16 protein-coding genes are annotated in these 17,197 nt (G+C 64.1%); 9 read left to right on the forward strand and 7 right to left on the reverse strand.

Going from position 1 to position 17,197, the window contains the following annotated elements; genetic code table 11:
• Nucleotides 1-343: 343 nt before the first annotated feature.
• The 5 genes from treP (at nt 344) to bcaP (ending at nt 7,024) form a co-directional block, all read left to right on the forward strand.
• Nucleotides 344-1,798, forward strand: coding sequence for a PTS system trehalose-specific EIIBC component (treP, locus tag QUG01_RS02545; RefSeq protein WP_500828738.1), 1,455 nt, complete (start codon nt 344-346; stop codon nt 1,796-1,798).
• A complete protein-coding gene (gene treC, locus QUG01_RS02550) occupies nt 1,791-3,440 on the forward strand; it encodes an alpha,alpha-phosphotrehalase (RefSeq protein ID WP_500828739.1) in 1,650 nt (549 codons plus the stop codon). Before treP ends, treC begins: the two co-directional genes overlap by 8 nt.
• Before the next feature lie 96 nt (nt 3,441-3,536).
• Nucleotides 3,537-4,793, forward strand: coding sequence for a carbohydrate porin (locus QUG01_RS02555; RefSeq protein ID WP_500828740.1), 1,257 nt, complete (start codon nt 3,537-3,539; stop codon nt 4,791-4,793).
• Between the two features lie 104 nt (nt 4,794-4,897).
• Nucleotides 4,898-5,365, forward strand: a complete 468-nt coding sequence (locus tag QUG01_RS02560; RefSeq protein WP_500828741.1) for a hypothetical protein — start codon at nt 4,898-4,900, stop codon at nt 5,363-5,365.
• 261 nt (nt 5,366-5,626) lie between these two features.
• Nucleotides 5,627-7,024 carry a branched-chain amino acid transporter BcaP gene (gene bcaP, locus QUG01_RS02565; protein ID WP_500828742.1) on the forward strand — a complete coding sequence of 466 codons (1,398 nt, stop codon included), beginning with the start codon at nt 5,627-5,629 and terminating at the stop codon, nt 7,022-7,024.
• A 73-nt stretch (nt 7,025-7,097) separates the two neighbouring features.
• Here bcaP and QUG01_RS02570 read toward each other — a convergent pair whose 3' ends face one another.
• The 5 genes from QUG01_RS02570 to QUG01_RS02590 all read right to left on the reverse strand — a co-directional run bounded on the left by QUG01_RS02570 (nt 7,098) and on the right by QUG01_RS02590 (nt 11,825).
• Nucleotides 7,098-7,652: a flavodoxin family protein gene (locus QUG01_RS02570; RefSeq protein WP_500828743.1), complete on the reverse strand. Its 555-nt coding sequence runs from the start codon at nt 7,650-7,652 to the stop codon at nt 7,098-7,100.
• A 214-nt stretch (nt 7,653-7,866) separates the two neighbouring features.
• On the reverse strand, nt 7,867-9,327 hold the full coding sequence (locus QUG01_RS02575; RefSeq protein WP_500828889.1) for a DegQ family serine endoprotease: 1,461 nt from the start codon (nt 9,325-9,327) through the stop codon (nt 7,867-7,869).
• A gap of 123 nt (nt 9,328-9,450) precedes the next feature.
• A complete protein-coding gene (gene nth / locus QUG01_RS02580) occupies nt 9,451-10,083 on the reverse strand; it encodes an endonuclease III (RefSeq protein ID WP_500828744.1) in 633 nt (210 codons plus the stop codon).
• Nucleotides 10,080-10,850, reverse strand: a complete 771-nt coding sequence (gene rsxB / locus QUG01_RS02585) for an electron transport complex subunit RsxB (protein WP_500828745.1) — start codon at nt 10,848-10,850, stop codon at nt 10,080-10,082. The genes nth and rsxB overlap by 4 nt, the downstream gene beginning before the upstream one ends.
• An 81-nt stretch (nt 10,851-10,931) precedes the next feature.
• Entirely contained in the window at nt 10,932-11,825 is an 894-nt protein-coding gene (locus QUG01_RS02590) for a LysR substrate-binding domain-containing protein (RefSeq protein ID WP_500828746.1), read from the reverse strand.
• A 105-nt stretch (nt 11,826-11,930) separates the two neighbouring features.
• Between QUG01_RS02590 and QUG01_RS02595 the strand changes: the two genes are divergently transcribed.
• From QUG01_RS02595 to QUG01_RS02605, 3 genes are read left to right on the forward strand one after another with little or no spacing between them, the layout of a single operon-like run.
• The gene (locus QUG01_RS02595) at nt 11,931-12,245 is read left to right on the forward strand and encodes a carboxymuconolactone decarboxylase family protein (RefSeq protein WP_500828747.1); all 315 of its coding nucleotides are present in this window, start codon (nt 11,931-11,933) and stop codon (nt 12,243-12,245) included.
• Between the two features lie 10 nt (nt 12,246-12,255).
• Nucleotides 12,256-12,663 carry a tautomerase family protein gene (locus tag QUG01_RS02600; RefSeq protein ID WP_500828748.1) on the forward strand — a complete coding sequence of 136 codons (408 nt, stop codon included), beginning with the start codon at nt 12,256-12,258 and terminating at the stop codon, nt 12,661-12,663.
• On the forward strand, nt 12,657-13,217 hold the full coding sequence (locus tag QUG01_RS02605) for a DUF4865 family protein (protein ID WP_500828749.1): 561 nt from the start codon (nt 12,657-12,659) through the stop codon (nt 13,215-13,217). Before QUG01_RS02600 ends, QUG01_RS02605 begins: the two co-directional genes overlap by 7 nt.
• Before the next feature lie 92 nt (nt 13,218-13,309).
• On the opposite strand, the gene QUG01_RS02610 is transcribed toward QUG01_RS02605, so the two are convergent.
• Nucleotides 13,310-14,275 carry a SphA family protein gene (locus QUG01_RS02610; RefSeq protein WP_500828750.1) on the reverse strand — a complete coding sequence of 322 codons (966 nt, stop codon included), beginning with the start codon at nt 14,273-14,275 and terminating at the stop codon, nt 13,310-13,312.
• 171 nt (nt 14,276-14,446) lie between these two features.
• Here QUG01_RS02610 and QUG01_RS02615 point away from each other — a divergent pair, with 171 nt between their 5' ends.
• The gene (locus QUG01_RS02615) at nt 14,447-14,977 is read left to right on the forward strand and encodes a GNAT family N-acetyltransferase (RefSeq protein WP_500828751.1); all 531 of its coding nucleotides are present in this window, start codon (nt 14,447-14,449) and stop codon (nt 14,975-14,977) included.
• A 229-nt stretch (nt 14,978-15,206) separates the two neighbouring features.
• Here QUG01_RS02615 and acs read toward each other — a convergent pair whose 3' ends face one another.
• On the reverse strand, nt 15,207-17,171 hold the full coding sequence (gene acs / locus QUG01_RS02620) for an acetate--CoA ligase (RefSeq protein ID WP_500828752.1): 1,965 nt from the start codon (nt 17,169-17,171) through the stop codon (nt 15,207-15,209).
• Between the last annotated feature and the right edge of the window lie 26 nt (nt 17,172-17,197).

Here is a 17,197-nt window from a genome sequence, read left to right on the forward strand (position 1 = left end):
CGGCGACTCGGCGGAACTCCCGGCTTTGCCGGGATTCCGCCCTACGGCAGGCGGTTTTGTAGGGTGGATGCCCCGCAGGGGCGATCCACCGTTGATTGCAGAACAGATGAATGAGACCGGCCCGGCGCGGAGTGATCCGCCCGGGCCTTCTCTTTGCCGCTGTCGCGAAATGGCGGCAGTCGGTTTGACTTTTCGCAAACTCGTACATACGAGTGTTGACCAACTTGTATGTACGAGTTAACTTGCCCTCGGTTGCCATGCAGACAATCACCACAAACAGGCGGATTTCGGGCATCGTGAATAGACGCTGACCCGCCGCCGCAACAAGGGACAGGGAGGGATGATGAGTCACAACTATCAAGCGATCGCCGCGCAGATACTGCAAAACATCGGCGGCGCGGCCAATATCCGCCAGGCGGCGCACTGCCTCACCCGGCTGCGCATCTCTTTGCACGACGAATCCAAGGTGAACGGCGATGCGCTGCGCCAGGTGGCACTGGTGAAGGGCCACTTCAGCAATGCCGGGGTGTTCCAGATCGTGATCGGCGCCGGCGACGTGGACCGCGTCTACGCCGAGATGGTGAGGCAGGGCGGCGTGGCGCGCGCCACCATCGCCGACGTCAAGGCCAGCGGCGACGCCAAGCAGAACCGGCTGCAGCAGCTGGTCAAGGTGTTCTCGGACGTGTTCATGCCGATATTGCCGGCCATCGTCATCGCCGGCCTGCTGATGGGCGCCAACAATCTCTTGGGCGCCAAGGGCATGTTCATCGCGGACAAGAGCCTGCTGGACGCCTATCCGGGCCTGTCCGGGCTATGGGGCCTGATCAATATGATGGCCAACACCTCCTTCGTGTTCTTGCCGGCGCTGGTGGGCTGGTCGGCCGCCAAGCGCTTCGGCGGCAGCGAGATTCTCGGCATCGTGCTGGGCCTGCTGCTGGTGCATCCGGACTTGCTGAATGCCTGGAATTACGGCAAGGCGGCGGCCGGGCTGGACGGCGCGTCGGTGCCTTACTTTGATCTGTTTGGCCTGCATATTGAGAAGGTGGGCTACCAGGGCCAGATCCTGCCCATCCTGGCCGCTGCCTGGGTGATGTGCCGCGTCGAGCTGTGGCTGAGGTCCCGGGTGCCCAACGCGGTGCAACTCTTGGTGGTGCCCATCGTCACCATCGCGGTCAGCGGCTTCCTGGCGCTGGCGGTGATCGGCCCCTTGGCGCGCCACCTGGGCATTGCCGTCACCGACGCGCTGGTTTATGTGTTCAACCTGGCGCCGTGGCTGGGCGCTGCGCTGTTCGGCGCGCTGTACGCGCCGCTGGTGCTGACTGGCATGCACCATATGTTCATCGCGGTGGACCTGCAGCTGATCTCCAGCCAGGGCGGCACCTTCATCTGGCCGATGATCGCGCTGTCCAATATCGCCCAGGGCAGCGCCGCGCTGGCGATGTTCTGGCTGGCGAGGAACGCCAACGACAAGAATATGGCGTCCACCTCGGCGATATCTGCCTTCTTCGGCATCACTGAGCCGGCGATGTTCGGCGTCAATCTGCGCTACAAGCTGCCGTTCTACGCGGCGCTGGCCGGTTCGGCCTGCGCGGCGGTGTTGATCAGCCTGGGCCACGTCAAGGCGTCGGCGATCGGCGTCGGCGGCCTGCCGGCCTTCATCTCCATCATTCCGCAGCACATCCCGCTGTTCCTGGCGGGCACCGTGCTGGCGCTGGCGCTGCCCTTCGGCCTGACCTGGCTGCTGGCGCGCCGCCAGTTGACGGCGGCTGCCCAAGAGGAGGCTGCGCAGCATGCTTAAGGACATGAAACAGGCGGTGGTGTACCAGATCTACCCCAAGAGTTTTTGCAGCCACCGCAACCAGCCCACCGGCGACCTGTTGGGCGTGGTGGACCGGCTGGACTACCTGGCCTGGCTGGGGGTGGACTACCTGTGGCTGACGCCGTTCTACCGCTCGCCGCAAAACGACAACGGCTACGACGTCAGCGACTACTACCGCATCGACCCGGCCTACGGCAGCATGGAAGACTTCGAGTTGCTGTTGGCCGAGGCCAGGCGGCGCGGCATCGGCGTGATGCTGGACATCGTGGTCAACCACACTTCCACCGAGCACGCCTGGTTCCTGGAGGCGCTCAAGGGCAGGGACAACCCGTACCGCGACTTCTACATCTGGCGCGACGCGCCGAACAACTGGCAGTCCAAGTTCGGCGGCAGCGCCTGGGAGAAGGACGAAGCCAGCGGCCAGTACTATCTGCATCTGTTCGACAAGACCCAGGCCGACCTCAACTGGGACAACCTGGCGCTGCGCCAGGCGGTGTTCGAGATGGTGCGTTTCTGGCGCGACAAGGGCGTGGCCGGCTTCCGGCTGGACGTGATCAACCTGATCTCCAAGGACCCGGCCTTTTCCGAGGATGACAGCGACGGTCGCCACTTCTACACCGACGGCCCGCGCGTGCATGAGTATCTGCAGGAAATGCACCGCGAGGTGTTCGCCGGCCATGACTTGCTGACCGTGGGCGAGATGTCATCCACCTCGCTGGAGCACTGCATCGCCTACAGCCGGCCGGACCGGCGCGAGTTGAGCATGACCTTCAACTTCCACCATTTGAAAGTCGATTATCCAGACGGGCAAAAATGGCGGCCGGGCCAGGTGGACTTCATCGCGCTCAAGCGCATCCTGTCCGCCTGGCAAACCGGCATGCACGCCGGCGGCGGCTGGAACGCGCTGTTCTGGTGCAACCACGACCAGCCGCGCGCTTTATCGCGCTTTGGCGACGACGGCCGCTATCGGACCGAATCCGCCAAGATGCTGGCCACCGCGCTGCATGGCCTGCAGGGCACGCCGTATATCTACCAGGGCGAGGAGATAGCCATGGCTGATCCGGGCTTTGCCGACATCAGCCAGCTGCGCGATGTGGAAAGCCTCAACGCCTACCGCCAGCTGTTGGAGGAAGGCTTCAGCGACGGCGAGGCGATGGCGGTGATACGCCAGCGCTCGCGCGACAACGCCCGCACGCCCATGCAGTGGGACGACGGTCCGCACGCCGGCTTTAGCGCAGCCGAACCCTGGATAGCGGTGGCGCCGGATGCCGGCAGCGTCAACGTCGCCACCGCCATCGGCGACCCCAACTCCGCCGTGCATCACTACCGGCGGCTGATCCAGCTGCGCAAGCAGTATCGGGTGTTCGCCGACGGCGATTACCGCTGTCTGACGCCGGATCATCCCAACCTGTGGGTTTACACCCGCCGCTGCGCTGACGAAATGCTGCTGGTGATCAGCCACTTCGGCGCCGACAACATCCATTACCTGCCGCCGCAGGACGTGGTGCCGGAGGGGTGGATGCTGCAGCTCTTGCTGTCCAACTATCCGCCGCAGGCCGTCGGCCAGCTCAAGCCCTGGCATTCGCTGCTGTACCGCGCGACGCCGCCGGCTTCCCCGTAACGCTTTCCTAAAGCCTTGCCCCGCCATGCCAGCCATCAGGCCGGCAGGGCGGCGCTTTGCCCGCGCGCGGGCCTTCATCCACACAAGGAGACGATAATGAGGACGAAAACGATCAATTGGCTATGGATCTTGCTGCCGCTGGCCTGGCATATCCAGGCGCGGGCCGACGACGCCCCGGCGCCGCAGATCAGCGCCGAGCAACTGAGCGGCGCGGTGAAAAAGGCGCTGGACGACATGGGTTTCCAGTTTGACGGCTATCTGCGCAGCGGCTTCTACGGCAGCGCCGGCGACAATCGGCCCAAGGGCCAGTACCAGCTGGGCGGGGACTTGCAGCACTACCGCCTGGGCAATGAGGGCGATACCTATATCGAGTTCGGCGTCGGCAAGAAATGGACGCTGGGCAACGGCGTGAGCTGGGGCGCCTATGTGATGCCCACCATCTACAACGGCAAGACCAGCGCGTCTCAGGTCTACGGCTATATCAGCGGGTTGGACTTCGCGCCCAACCTGACGCTGTGGGCCGGCCAGCGTTATCACCGCATCCAGGACATCCACATCCTGGACAACTGGCTGATGCAGGATGGCGACAACTACGGCGCCGGCGTGGACGGCATCGCCGTGGGCCAGGCCAGGCTGAACCTGTCCGTTTCCTCGTCCGGCAGCTACGCCAACGACAACGCCTCGCTCAACAACGCGCGCCGCGCCAACTTCCAGCTGAGCGGCATAGCAAGCAATCCCGGCGGCAAGCTGACGCTGACCGGCGCGGCGATAGGCGGCGATTTCGCCATCGGCAAGCCGGGCGCGGCGCTGGGGCTGTTGCACAATCAGAAGGATTTCCTGGTTACTGGCCTCAATAACTCGCTGTTTCTGCAAACCTCAACCGGCCATGCCTCGCTGTCTGGCCAGTTCTACAACCTCGACAGCAATGGCGCGGCGCAGGCCGGCGCGCGGCAGAGCCGCATCGCCGATGTGTTGGACTGGCAGCGCGGGCGCTTCGGCGGCCAGGCGGTGCTGGGCTGGCAGACGGTGGCGCCGGACCGCGCCGCCAAATACCGCGACGCCACGCTGGGCGGGCGCTTGTCGTATGGCGTGATGGCCAACGTCAAGCTGCTGACCGAGATCGGCCTGACCAGCCGCGATACGGACAATCAGCCGCAGCAGCGGCTGAACAAGGCGACGCTGGCGGTGGCTTTTTCGCCGAATACCGACTTCTGGACCCGTCCCGAGCTGAGGGTGTACGCCAGTCATTTCGCTTGGAACGACGCGGCGGCGCAGGCCAATCTGAGCGGCTTTGCCGCCGGCAGCCGCACCCACGCCACGACGCTGGGCGTGCAGATCGAGGCTTGGTGGTGAGCTGGTCAGCATCCTGAAGTTTTTGCAGTGCCGCGGCGAAAGTTGCGGCACTTTGCGTTTTTGCGGCAGTCTGAAGCCGATACGGTTTCGTGTCGGGAGAGAGTATGAGGTGGGTTCTGCTTGGCGGCATGCTGGCCGCGTGTCTATGCGCGGGCTTGGCCTCGGCTGATGGCGTGGCCGCCTCCGCGCCAGCTCCGGCCGCGGCGAACGGGGTCCGTTTGGAGTGCCTGCCGTCCGGCGACGCGGTGGGCGGTTGGCGCGACTGGGTGGCCACGCGTCTGGCCTTGCGCGGGCTGGAAGAGAACCCGCGCGGCGAGTGGCGGCTGTGTTTCACCGAAAGCCAGGAGCAGCAATGGGTGACGCAGCCTACAGACTGGCGCTACGACGGCTATTGGCGCGATCCGCCTTATCGCCTGGAAACCTGGCCGGTGTTGAATCTGGCGGTGCGCGCTGCGGACGGCGCCGTGGTGTGGAGCGGGCGCGAGCGGCTGGGCGGCGGCGACAATGCGCGCGAGCGGTTGGAAGCCGCGGCGCGCAGGCTGCTGGACAGGATGTCGCTGCCGCAGCAATAAAATTAATGAATGCCGAATGGCTGGATTTTGGCCATTGCCGTTTTCCCGTATTGTGGCAATAGGCCCCTGCTGTAGTATCGGATGCCTTCGTTGACATGGCCTGCGCATAGACAGGGCAGCGGCGGAGGGACAAATCAGATCACTTTACAGCCTAATCCGAGCATGAGGCGCCCGCCTGGACAGCGGGCGTCTCGTCGTTTCAGCGCGATGCGCTTTGCGCGCGCGCCGACCGGTGCCGGCCAAAATACGGGATAGTAGACAATGAGTTTGATGCGCAAGAAGAGCGTCCAGGGCATGCTGGCCACCGCTCAGACTTCGCGCGGGCTGCGAAAAGAGCTCTCCGCGTTTGACCTTACCATGTTGGGCATCGGCGCCATCATCGGCACTGGCATTTTCGTGCTGACCGGCACCGGCGCCACCATCGCCGGCCCCGGGCTGGTGCTGTCCTTCGTCATCAGCGCCTTCGCCTGCGGCTTTGCCGCGCTGTGCTATGCCGAATTCGCCTCCATGCTGCCGATTTCCGGCTCCACCTACACTTATGCCTACGCCACGCTGGGCGAACTGATCGCCTGGATCATAGGCTGGGACCTGCTGCTGGAATACCTGCTGGCTTCGTCCGCGGTATCGGTTGGCTGGTCTGGCTATTTCCAGAGCCTGCTGTCCGGCTTCGGCGTGACGCTGCCGCAGGCGCTGACCGCCGCCGCCGGCTCGGTGCCGGGCAAGGACACGCTGTTCAATCTGCCGGCCTTCTGTATCGCGATGCTGATCACCGCGCTCTTGGCCTTCGGCATCAAGGAATCCAAGCGCGTCAACAATGTGGTGGTGCTGATCAAGGTGGGCGTGGTGCTGCTGTTCATCGCCATCGGCGTTTGGCACGTCAAGCCAGTCAACTGGCAGCCGGCGCTGCCGTTCGGCTTCTCCGGCGTGTTCCATGGCGCGGCCATCGTGTTCTTCAGCTTCATCGGCTTTGATGCCGTGACCTGCGCGGCCGAGGAAGTGAAGAACCCGGCCAAGGACATTCCGCGCGGCGTGATCTGGTCGCTGGCGGTGTGCTCGCTGCTGTACGTGGTGGTGGCCGCCATCATGACCGGCATCGTGCCTTATCTGCAGTTTGCCGGCGTCGATCACCCGGTATCGCTGGCGCTGCAGGTGGCCAAGCTGGACTGGTTCGCCGGCTTTGTGGACCTGGGCGCCATCCTGGGCATGATGACCGTGATCCTGGTGATGACCTATGGCCAGACGCGCATCCTGTTTGCGATGAGCCGTGACGGCCTGTTGCCCAAGATCTTCTCCGAAGTGAATCCGAAGTACGGCACCCCGTACAAGGCCACCTGGCTGATCGGCACCATCATCGCGCTGCTGGCCGGCCTGGTGCCGCTGCACACGCTGGCCGAGCTGGTGAATATCGGCACGCTGGCCGCCTTCGCCTTGATCGCGCTGTCGGTCATCGTACTGCGCAAGCGCGAGCCGGACCTGCCGCGCAAGTTCGTCTGCCCGGCCGTGCCCACCATTCCGGGCCTGGCCATCCTGTTCTGCGGCTTCCTGATGACGCAGCTGTCGCTGCTGACCTGGACCTGCTTCGCCGCCTGGCTGGCCATTGGCCTGGTGGTGTACTTCGGTTACTCGCGGCGCAATTCGCTGCTGCACAATCCGGCCTGAGCCCGGTTTCTGCATGACAAACGGCCCGCCTTTGCGCGGGCCGTTTTTGCTTCGGACGTTTGGATGGCTGCGATCAGCCGCGCCACTTAGCGGCGACGGCGGCTACCCGCTGGCCATAGGCTTTGGCGGTATCGAGATCGCCTTGCGGGATTTCGTCCACGCTGGCATCGGCTGGCGATTGCACCAGTACCCCGGCGGAGCCGCCCAAGTTGTTGATGTCGGTGCGGCTGGCGGCCTTGGTGTTGCTGGGCAGAATGCCCAGGCTGACCCAGATGCCGCCGTGTTGCGAGGCCAAGGTTTGCAGATAGATCAGCGTGACCTGTTTGTCGCCGTTGAGGCTGGCGCTATTGGTGAAGCCGCCGAAGACCTTGTCCTGCCACGCTCGGGTAAACCAGGCTTTCGAGCTGGCGTCGGCGAATTTCTTGAACTGCCAGCTCGGGCCGCCCATATAGGTGGGGGTGCCAAAGATGATGGCGTCGGCTGCGGCCAGCGCGTCCCAGCCGCCTTCCGGCAAATTGCCTTCGGCATCGATGGCGATGAGCTGGGCCGATGCGCCCGACGCGACCGCCTCGGCGACTTTCTGGGTATGGCCGTAGCCGGAGTGGTAGACAACGACAATCTTGGACATGGCGGGTTTTCCTTGGCAGGGTCGAAATGGCAGCTCAGTATGCCCCGGTCAGAGGCATCTGAAACAGAGCGCGCGGATGAATTCTTTGTTTCGCGGGAAGAAATGATTGTTGCGAAGCGTTTTGCGGCCGGCTCTGCTAAGCGTTGCGTTGGGCGGAAATGAAAAACGCCGCCCACTGAAGAGTGGACGGCGTAGCGTGGCGATGGCTGCGCGATCAGTCGGTGCGCAGCGCGATGAACAGCATCGCGTCGCCGCGTTTGACCAGCAGCGCGGCGTGGCCGCCGGAGTTGGCCAGCGCTTTCTCGAACGCGGTGATGCTGGTGACGTCGTTCTGGTTCAGGCCCATGATGATGTCGCCGGGCTGCAGGCCGGAACGGGCGGCCGGGCCTTGCGCCTTCTGGATCAGCAGGCCGCCGCGGATGCCCAGGTCGGCGCGCTGCTCCGCCGTCAGCTCGGACAGCGTCAGGCCCAGCTTGCCGAACTGATAGCCTTGCGGCGTGTTGTCATTGGCTGGCTTGGCATTGCCTTCGGTGTCCGGGGTCTGTTCCACCAGGGTGGCTTCCAGACTCTTCTCGAAGCCCTTGCGCCACACCACCAGCTTGATCTTGGTGCCGGGTCCGAGCGCGCCCACCAGCATCGGCAGGTCTTTGGAGCTGTCGATGACCTGGGTGTTCAGCTTCAGGATGATGTCGCCCGGCATCAGGCCGGCCTTGGCGGCCGGTCCCTTCGGATCCACCCGCACCACCAGCGCGCCGGATGGGCGCGGCAGGCCGAACGATTGCGCCAGCTCCTGCGTGACTTCCTGGATATTGATGCCCAGTTGGCCGCGGCTGACCTTGCCCTTGGTTTTCAGTTGGTCGGCCACTTGCATCGCCAGATCGATCGGAATGGCGAAGGAAATGCCCATGAAGCCGCCGGAGCGGCTGTAAATCTGCGAATTGATGCCGACGACTTCGCCGCGCAGATTGAACAGCGGTCCGCCCGAGTTGCCGGGATTGATCGCCACGTCGGTCTGGATGAACGGAACCAGCGTCTCGTCGGGCAGGCTGCGGCCCTTGGCGGAGACGATGCCGGCGGTGACGGTGTTGTCGAAGCCGAACGGCGCGCCGATGGCGGCCACCCATTCGCCGACCTTCAGGTCGGACGGGTTGCCTATCTTGGCCACCGGCAGGTCCGCCGCCGCCACTTTCAGCAAGGCCACGTCGCTGCGCTTGTCCAGGCCCACCAGCTTGGCGCGCAGCTCGCGCTTGTCGGTCAGCGTGACGCGAATCTGCCGGCCATCGGCCACCACGTGGGCATTGGTCAGGATATAGCCGTCGCTGCTGATGATGAAGCCGGAGCCGTAGGACACGCTGTCTTCCTGCGGCTGTTCTTGCTGCGGGGAGGGCGGCATGAAGCGGCGGAAGAAATCATACAGCGGGTCGTCTTCCGGAACCGGGAGTTGAGGATGGCTGCTGGGCTGCGTCGAGACGGAAGCGTCGCGCGCCGCCTGGATATTGACCACCGCCGGCCCGTCGCGGGTGACCAGCTGGGTGAAGTCGGGCAATAGCATGGCCACGCGGCCATCCTGCTGGGCGGGAATGGCAACGGGAGCGGGTTGGCTGCTGCCTTTGACAAACTGCTCGATTCTGTCGCAGCCGGACAGTAACGACGCCGCGAGCAGGGCGCCGGCCATGATGCGGAGACTGTTGGTCACGGGCGATCCTTTTGGGCTGATGCGGGAAGGTAAATGGGGGCGGCTACGCGTTTTTGCAATCCGCTTATTGTCATGGGCGCCCAGTTTCTCTCTCCATTTTTATCATAACGGTTTTGCCGGATATTCGCAGAGGTCCGCGATGACGCAGTGCTGGCATTCCGGCTTGCGGGCCTTGCATATGTAGCGTCCATGCAGAATCAGCCAATGATGCGCGTCCAGTTTGAATTCGGCCGGCACGAACTTGATCAGTTTGTCTTCCACCTCGCGCACATCCTTGCCCGGCGCGATGCGGGTGCGATTGGAAACCCGGAAAATATGGGTGTCCACCGCGATGGTGGGCTGGCCAAAGGCGGTGTTGAGCACCACATTGGCCGTCTTGCGGCCCACGCCGGGCAGCGCTTCCAGCGCTTCGCGCGTTTGCGGCACCTCGCCGCCGTGCTTTTCCAGCAGGATGCGGCAGGTGGCGATCACATTCTTGGCCTTGGTCTTGTAGAGGCCTATGGTCTTGATGAAGTCGGCCAGGCCTTCTTCGCCCAGCGCCAGCATGGCTGCCGGGGTGTTGGCCACCGGATACAGCCGGCGAGTGGCCTTGTTGACGCCGACATCCGTTGCCTGCGCCGACAGCAGCACCGAGATCAGCAGCTCGAACGGCGTGCTGTATTCCAGCTCGGTGGTCGGGTGCGGGGTGGCCTCGCGCAGGCGTCGGAAGATTTCCAGGCGTTTGGCGGCGTTCACTCTTTATCCTTATCGGCTTCCTGTTGCGCCGCTTTCATCGCGGCGGCGCGTTCCATCGCGGCGCGGATCACCGCCATTTTATCGGAGGAGGCGGTGGCGGCTACCGGCGCCTGCTGCTTGGCGCGCTCCATGGCTTTGCGGATCAGTTCGTTCTTGTCCACGACTTCGGCAGCCGGCGCGGCGGCTGCGTTCTGCGCCGCAGTAGGAGCGGACGCAGCCGGAATGGCGGCGCGTTCGGCCAGCCGCTTCGCCTTGTCCGCCGCATCGCGCGCCTTGCGCACCTGGCGGGCATCGTAGCGCTGGCGGGCCAGGGCGGCGCGCGCCATCACCCGTTCGCGTTTGCCGTCGTCGGGATCGGCCACCGGCACCAGATCGATGCAATCCACCGGACAGGGCGCCAGGCATAGTTCGCAGCCGGTGCATTCGTCGGCGATCACGGTGTGCATCTGCTTGGCCGCGCCGACGATGGCATCGACCGGACAGGCCTGGATGCACAGCGTACAGCCTATGCAGCTGTCTTCGCGTATCACCGCCAGCGCGCGCGGCTTGGGCTGCGGCCCGGCAGGGTCGAACGGGATGACCGGCTGATTCAGCAGCGCCGCCAGCGCCCGCACGCCGTCCTCGCCGCCCGGCGGGCAGCGGTTGATCGGGTCGCGGCCTTCCGCCAGCGCCTCGGCGTACGGGCGGCAGCCGGCGTGGCTGCACTGACCGCACTGGGTCTGGGGCAGGAGGGCGTCGATCCGGTCGACGAGTGTGATGACGGCCATGCTACGGATTCCGCTTCAAAAATCATTAATTATCAATGTTAAGAGCTTTTGCTTCAACTCCCGCAATGCGCGGACGCTTTCTTATGCGATGGCGGTTTCTTCAGGCATGCGCTCCGCCAGACTGTCCAGCAGGATGCGGCGCAGCTGCTCCGCGGCATCGGGCAGCGGCGTTTGCGTCCGCAGCAGCGCCAGTTCCAGCCGCGGCAGCGACGGCAATCCGCACTCCGCGGGAGACAGGGGACGTAAATCCGAAGGCAGACCCAGAGCCGTGCGGACGCTGATGCCCAAGCCGGCGCGCACCGCGGACCACAGGCCGGCCAGGCTGCTGCCGCTGACGGCGATGCGCCAGGGCTGGCCGGCCTGGTCCAGCGCGTCGCAGGCCAGGCGCCGCACCAGGCAAGGCGGGTCGAACAGGACCAGCGGCAAGGGCCGTCGGTCCGTGCGGGGCGGCTGGCTGGAGGCGGCGATCCAGTGCAGCGGAATCTGCCCCAGCTGGTCTTGATGAGGCCAGGGCGAACCGTCGCCCCATAGCAGGGCCAGGTCCAGCTGGCCGGCTTGCAGCGCGCGCTGCAGTTCCAAGCTGCGTCCCACTCGAACCTCGACATGCACTTCCGGGCAGGCGCGGGCGAAGCGGCCCAGCGCTTGTGGGAGCATGCCCTCGCCGAAATCCTCGGCCAGCCCCAGCCGCACGCTGCCGGCCAACTCCGCGCCGCGCACCGCCTGCACGGCCTCGTCATTCAGCTCCAGCAAGCGGCGGGCATAGGACAGCAAAACCTCGCCGGCCGGGGTCGGCTCCAGCCCGCGTCCGTTCTTTTGCAGGATGGGAACGCCGGCTTGTTCCTCCAGTTTTTTCAGCTGGGCGCTGACAGCGGAAGTGGAGCGATGCAGCCGCTCCGCCGCGCGGGCGAAACTGCCCAGTTCCACGCCACTGGCGAAGCTTTGCAGCGCGTCCAGGTCGAGCAGGGGTTTACGCATGAATCATCCTGAATTTTGGGATGGATGGTAAAAATATATGCGATTTTCAGCATTGATGACCAGGGCTACAGTGAGCGCATGTCTTTCACCACGCAGGAGCCAGTCATGTTTTCCGCAACTGAAGCCTTGTCTCGCCTCGCGCCCAAGCTGGACCAACTGACGCGCGAAGTCCTGTTCGACGATGTTTGGCAGCGCGGCGCATTGTCGCCGCGCGAGCGCAGCCTGATCACTCTCGCCGCCGTGCTGGGCCAGGCCCGTCCGCACGCGCTGGAATTTCACCTGAGACGCGGGCTGGACAACGGCTTAAGCGCAGAGGCATTGGGCGAGCTGCTGACTCATCTTGCCTTTTATGTCGGTTGGCCGTCCGCCACCGCCGCGCTGGAGCAGCTGGATGCCGTTCTGGCCGATCAGACAAGATAAGGAGAGCCTCATGCCCTATGCCCGCATTTCCCTGCTCAAGGGCAAGCCGCCGCAGTACCTGCGCGCCTTGGCCGACGGCATTCATCAAGCCATGGTGGAATGCTTTGCCGTGCCGCCGGCCGACCGTTTCCAGCTGATCCACCTGAATGAGCCGGGCGAAATGATCTTCGACCGCGACTACGCAGGCGGGCCGCGTTCAGATGATTTTGCGATGGTGGCCATCCAGACCGGCCGGCCGCGCACGGCAGCAGCCAAGGCTGCCCTGTTTGCGCGGATGGCGGAGATACTGGCCGAATCGCCTGGCTTGGCCCCGGCTGACCTGCTGGTGGTGATTGCTGACGGCGAGATGGACAACTGGTCGTTCAGCCATGGCCGCCAAGCCTCGACATTGAGCCGACAGGAGCTGCAATCATGCTGACCATGCAATATCGCATCGTTTTACCGACTGATTATCCGATGGAAATCATCGAGCGCCGCATCGCCGAGCGCGGCCATCTGACCGACGGGCTGTCGGGATTGGCGTTCAAGGCCTACCTGTATGCGATCAAGGGCGAGCCGGGCGCTGCTGCCAATGCCTATGCGCCGTTTTATCTGTGGCGGACGGCGGAGGGCATGCGCGACTTCCTGTCCGGCCCCGGTTTCGCCGCGCTGAGCGAATCGTTTGGCCGGCCTGTTGTGAATGGCGCCGTGGCCTGGTTCGGCGAGTGCAAAAGCGCTGCGACGCAAGCTGGCTTTGCCGTAATCGAGCGCCTGCCGTTGACTGCAGAAGAAGGATTGACTGCCCGGCGCGCGGCCGAGGCGGACTGGGGGCAAACGCAACTGCTCGATTCGAACACGGTGACGGCGGCAAGCGCTTTCGATCCGGCCGAGTGGTCGCTCACGCGCATCGTGCTGATGCGCGAGGCTCCGGGCAATCTGGAACCTGGTTGCGAGCTTTACCGTGTGGGTCGGGTATCGCTGGGCGCAACGTGATGTGCGTAGGGCAGATGCCCCGCTTGCGGGGCGATCTGCCACTGATTGACATCATCAATGACGGAACGCCCTCCGGGCTTCCGCTCGAACAATCAGATCGGCACAAACAGCGACAGCCAGGCGTTCCAGCCAGACGTGCGGTTGTAGGCGTCGAATTCGTCGTAGGCTTTCAGGTTGGCGTACCACTTCTGCTGGCCCACTTTGAAGAAATAGCCCAGCTGCGGGCCGAGGCCGGCGACGCGCGCTTTGTAATCTTTTTTGCCTAGTCCCGGCGCGCTGTCGTTTTCCAGCTGATGGTAGGCGTAGCCGACCAGGCCGATGTGGAAGTCTTCGTTCAGAAACTGCGATAGCGAGACATCCAGGTGGGCATCGTTGCCGTTCTTGTAGTCGGTGTCCGGGTTCTTCTGATTGAATGTCAGCCCCAGCACGGCGGAAAATTCGGTGCCGCTTTTTTCGTTGAGATAGGTGTAGCCGCCGCCGCCGTCGTAAGACCAGTGGTTCAGCCCCAGGTTGGCGTTGCGGTTGGGATCGTAGGCGCCGACCGGCACGCCGATGGTGGCGTAGGCCAGGTAGTTGTGGTTGCCGCGATTCCATTTCAGCGTCGCCATCGGGTATAGATCGCCGAAGCCGTCGTGGACGTCATCGCTGCTCTGCGAGCGCGTTCTGCCGTGCACGGTGGTGGTGGATTGGCTGGCGTAGGCTTCGGCGCGGCCATAGTAGCCGGTCATCGAGACCGCCAGCTGCGCGCCGGCTACCGGCGTGGCGAAGGTGTAAGTCGGCGCGACAAACAGCAAATCATTCGGCGTGCTTTGCAGGCTAGCGGAGACCGTGCCTTTTTTGTTGCGCTTGACGCTCTCGGAGCTGGCTTTGCCGTGATAGGCGCTGAAGCTCCAGGACCAGCCCGGGTCGTTTTGCACGGCGGCGAAAGTGCCGATCTGGCCGGGTAGCCAGAAACTGACGCCGTTTTCATCAGCGCGGGCCGGCATGGACAGGGCGAGGCAAGCGGCTGCGGCCAAAGCGGCAACGCTGAGGGCGGGGATTCGGGCTGGCGTGTTCATCTTTATTCTCATCGACGGTGCCTGATGGTCAGGTCTGTAACTGATTTGGATCATCGCAGATAAATATGACGCCGGCCAGCGGCGGCGCGCTGCCGGATCGCTTTACTTCGGTGGTATGCTATTTGATTTTTATTGATCTGCAGTCTGGGCGAGATGATCAGAGGGATGAGGATGAGCATTCGGCTGTTGCCGCCGCAAGCGGAGGACGCAGAGGCGCTGCTGGCTTTCGAGCTGAGCAATCGTACCTATTTCGAGCACTGGATCAATGCGCGGCCTGAGGCTTATTACCGGCTGGACGCGGTGCGGGATGCGATAGACGCCGCGGCGGGGGAGGCCAAGGCCGATGCCGGGTATCAGTATCTGATCTGGCGAGGCGATGAGATTGTCGGCCGCATCAATCTGCGCGGAGTGGAGCGGCGATATTTCCACAAGGCGGAGCTGGGCTACCACATAGGCGAAGCGCATGCCGGACAAGGTATCGCCAGCCAGGCTTTGGCCGCCCTGCGCGAGCTGGCCTTCGGCGAACTTGGTCTGGCCAGGATGGAGGCCACGGTGCGGCCGGCCAATCCTGGCTCGCTCAAGGTGCTGCAGCGCAATGGCTTTACGGTGTTTGGCAAGGCCGAGAAGAGCATGCTGCTGCATGGACAATGGCATGATCTGTGGCATATGGCGTGTCGTTCGCCGCGGATTCGTTTTCAATAAACCGTAAACTTTATTGGCCACGGAACCACACGGACAAGGTCCATGCATGCTTGCGCGGCGGGCATTCCGCTGCATTTTGGCAACGGGCAAGGCGCTCATCGCGCTGTTGGCGAGCGGCTGGCTGTCTGCCTTCTATTTCCGGGTTTTTCCTGTGTTTCCGTGGCGCTGATGTTTTTAAAAGAAAAAAGGCCGTCGCGCGGGCGACGGCCAATCAGGCTCTCCTCGGGTATTACAGCGGCTGCTGCAGCTGCGCCAGGATCTGCGGATTTTCCAGCGTGGACACGTCCTGGGTGATCTCCTCGCCCTTGGCGATGGAACGCAGCAGGCGGCGCATGATCTTGCCGGAGCGGGTCTTGGGCAGGTTTTCGCCGAAGCGGATGTCGTCCGGCTGCGCGATCTTGCCGATCTCGTGCGCCACCCAGTTTTTCAGTTCGGCCGCCACGGTTTTGGCGGCGTCGCCCTGCGGGCGCGGCCCTTTCAGCACCACGAAGGCCACCACCGCCTCGCCTTTCACATCATGCGGCTTGCCGACCACCGCGGCTTCCGCCACCAGCGGGTTGGCCACCAGCGCCGATTCGATCTCCATGGTGCCCAAGCGGTGGCCGGACACGTTCAGCACGTCGTCGATGCGGCCCATGATCCAGAAATAGCCGCTCTCGTCGCGGTGGGCGGAATCGCCGGCCAGGTAGTATTTGCCGTCGAATTCATCCGGGAAGTAGGTCTTTTTGAAGCGGTCCGGGTCGTTCCAGATGGTGCGCACCAGGCTGGGGAAGGGCTTCTTGATCACCAGGAAGCCGCCGCGGCCCGGTTCCACCTGGGCGCCGGATTCGTCCACGATATCGGCGATGATGCCGGGCAAGGGCAGGGTGCAGGAGCCCGGCTTGGTGGGCACCGCGCCCGGCAGCGGCGCGATCATCGCGGAGCCGGTTTCGGTCTGCCACCAGGTGTCGACGATGGGGCAGCGGCCGCCGCCCACGGTTTCGTAATACCAGATCCAGGCTTCGGGGTTGATCGGCTCGCCGACGGTGCCCAGCACGCGCAAGGACGACAGATCGTACTGTTTGGGCAGGTCGGCGCCCAGCTTGATCAGCGAGCGGATCGCCGTCGGCGCGGTATAAAAGATGGAAACCTTGTGCTGCTCGATCATTTTCCAGAAGCGGCCCGCGTCCGGGTAGGTGGGCACGCCTTCGAAGATGACCTGGGTGGCGGCATTGGCCAGCGGGCCGTAGCAGACATAGCTGTGGCCGGTGATCCAGCCTACGTCGGCGGTGCACCAGTACACGTCGTTGGGTTTGTAGTCGAACACCCAGCGGAAGCTGTTCATCGCGCCCAGCAGGTAGCCGGCGGTGCTGTGCTGGATGCCCTTGGGCTTGCCGGTGGAGCCGGAGGTGTAGAGGATGAACAGCGGGTCTTCTGCGTTCATCCATTCCGGTTCGCAGGTTTCGCTCTGGCCTTCGATCAGCTTGTGCCACCATACGTCGCGGCCATCGGTCCAGTTGGCGCCGCCGTTGGTGCGCTGGTAGACCACCACGTGCTTGACCGATTCGGCGCCTTCCAGCGCCAGCGCCTCGTCCACGGTGGGTTTCAGCGGCACGTTCTTGCCGCCGCGCTTGCCTTCGTTGGCGGTGATGACCACCGTCGCGCCGGCGTCCTGGATGCGGTCGCGCACCGCGCCGGCGGAGAAGCCGCCAAACACCACGGAGTGGATGGCGCCGATGCGGGCGCAGGCCTGCATGGCCACCACCGCCTCAATGCCCATCGGCATGTACACCACCACGCGATCGCCCTTCTTGACGCCCAGGCTTTTCAGGCCGTTGGCGAATTGGCAGACGCGGCGGTGCAGCTCGGCATAGGTGATGCGGGTGACGTCGCCGTCGTCGGCTTCAAAGATGATGGCGATCTTGTTGGCGTTGGCGGCCAGGTGGCGGTCCAGGCAGTTGTAGGACGCGTTCAGCACCCCATCCTCGAACCATTTGAAGAACGGCGCCTGGCTGTCGTCCAGCACGCGGGAGAACGGCTTCTTCCAGGTGATCAGTTCGCGCGCCAGATCCCCCCAGAACGACAGGTAGTGATCGTCGGCCTGTTCGCACAGGGCGTTGTAGGCCTCCATGCCGCTGATCGTCGCCTTGCGGCGGAACTCGTCCGACGGGGCGAAGCTGCGGGTTTCCTTGAGGATGGAATCTAGCGTCGACATGTATTTCTCCAGAGTCTTTGATGTTG

The sequence above is a fragment of the Chromobacterium sp. CCUG 76385 genome (assembly GCF_059916625.1).

Coding starts and splice junctions, on each gene's coding strand:
- treP (WP_500828738.1), top strand. CDS start 344: ATGAGTCACAACTATCAAGCGATCGCCGCGCAGATACTGCAAAACATC.
- treC (WP_500828739.1), top strand. CDS start 1,791: ATGCTTAAGGACATGAAACAGGCGGTGGTGTACCAGATCTACCCCAAG.
- QUG01_RS02555 (WP_500828740.1), top strand. CDS start 3,537: ATGAGGACGAAAACGATCAATTGGCTATGGATCTTGCTGCCGCTGGCC.
- QUG01_RS02560 (WP_500828741.1), top strand. CDS start 4,898: ATGAGGTGGGTTCTGCTTGGCGGCATGCTGGCCGCGTGTCTATGCGCG.
- bcaP (WP_500828742.1), top strand. CDS start 5,627: ATGAGTTTGATGCGCAAGAAGAGCGTCCAGGGCATGCTGGCCACCGCT.
- QUG01_RS02570 (WP_500828743.1), bottom strand. CDS start 7,652: ATGTCCAAGATTGTCGTTGTCTACCACTCCGGCTACGGCCATACCCAG.
- QUG01_RS02575 (WP_500828889.1), bottom strand. CDS start 9,327: ATGGCCGGCGCCCTGCTCGCGGCGTCGTTACTGTCCGGCTGCGACAGA.
- rsxB (WP_500828745.1), bottom strand. CDS start 10,850: ATGGCCGTCATCACACTCGTCGACCGGATCGACGCCCTCCTGCCCCAG.
- QUG01_RS02590 (WP_500828746.1), bottom strand. CDS start 11,825: ATGCGTAAACCCCTGCTCGACCTGGACGCGCTGCAAAGCTTCGCCAGT.
- QUG01_RS02595 (WP_500828747.1), top strand. CDS start 11,931: ATGTTTTCCGCAACTGAAGCCTTGTCTCGCCTCGCGCCCAAGCTGGAC.
- QUG01_RS02600 (WP_500828748.1), top strand. CDS start 12,256: ATGCCCTATGCCCGCATTTCCCTGCTCAAGGGCAAGCCGCCGCAGTAC.
- QUG01_RS02605 (WP_500828749.1), top strand. CDS start 12,657: ATGCTGACCATGCAATATCGCATCGTTTTACCGACTGATTATCCGATG.
- QUG01_RS02610 (WP_500828750.1), bottom strand. CDS start 14,275: ATGAACACGCCAGCCCGAATCCCCGCCCTCAGCGTTGCCGCTTTGGCC.
- QUG01_RS02615 (WP_500828751.1), top strand. CDS start 14,447: ATGAGCATTCGGCTGTTGCCGCCGCAAGCGGAGGACGCAGAGGCGCTG.
- acs (WP_500828752.1), bottom strand. CDS start 17,171: ATGTCGACGCTAGATTCCATCCTCAAGGAAACCCGCAGCTTCGCCCCG.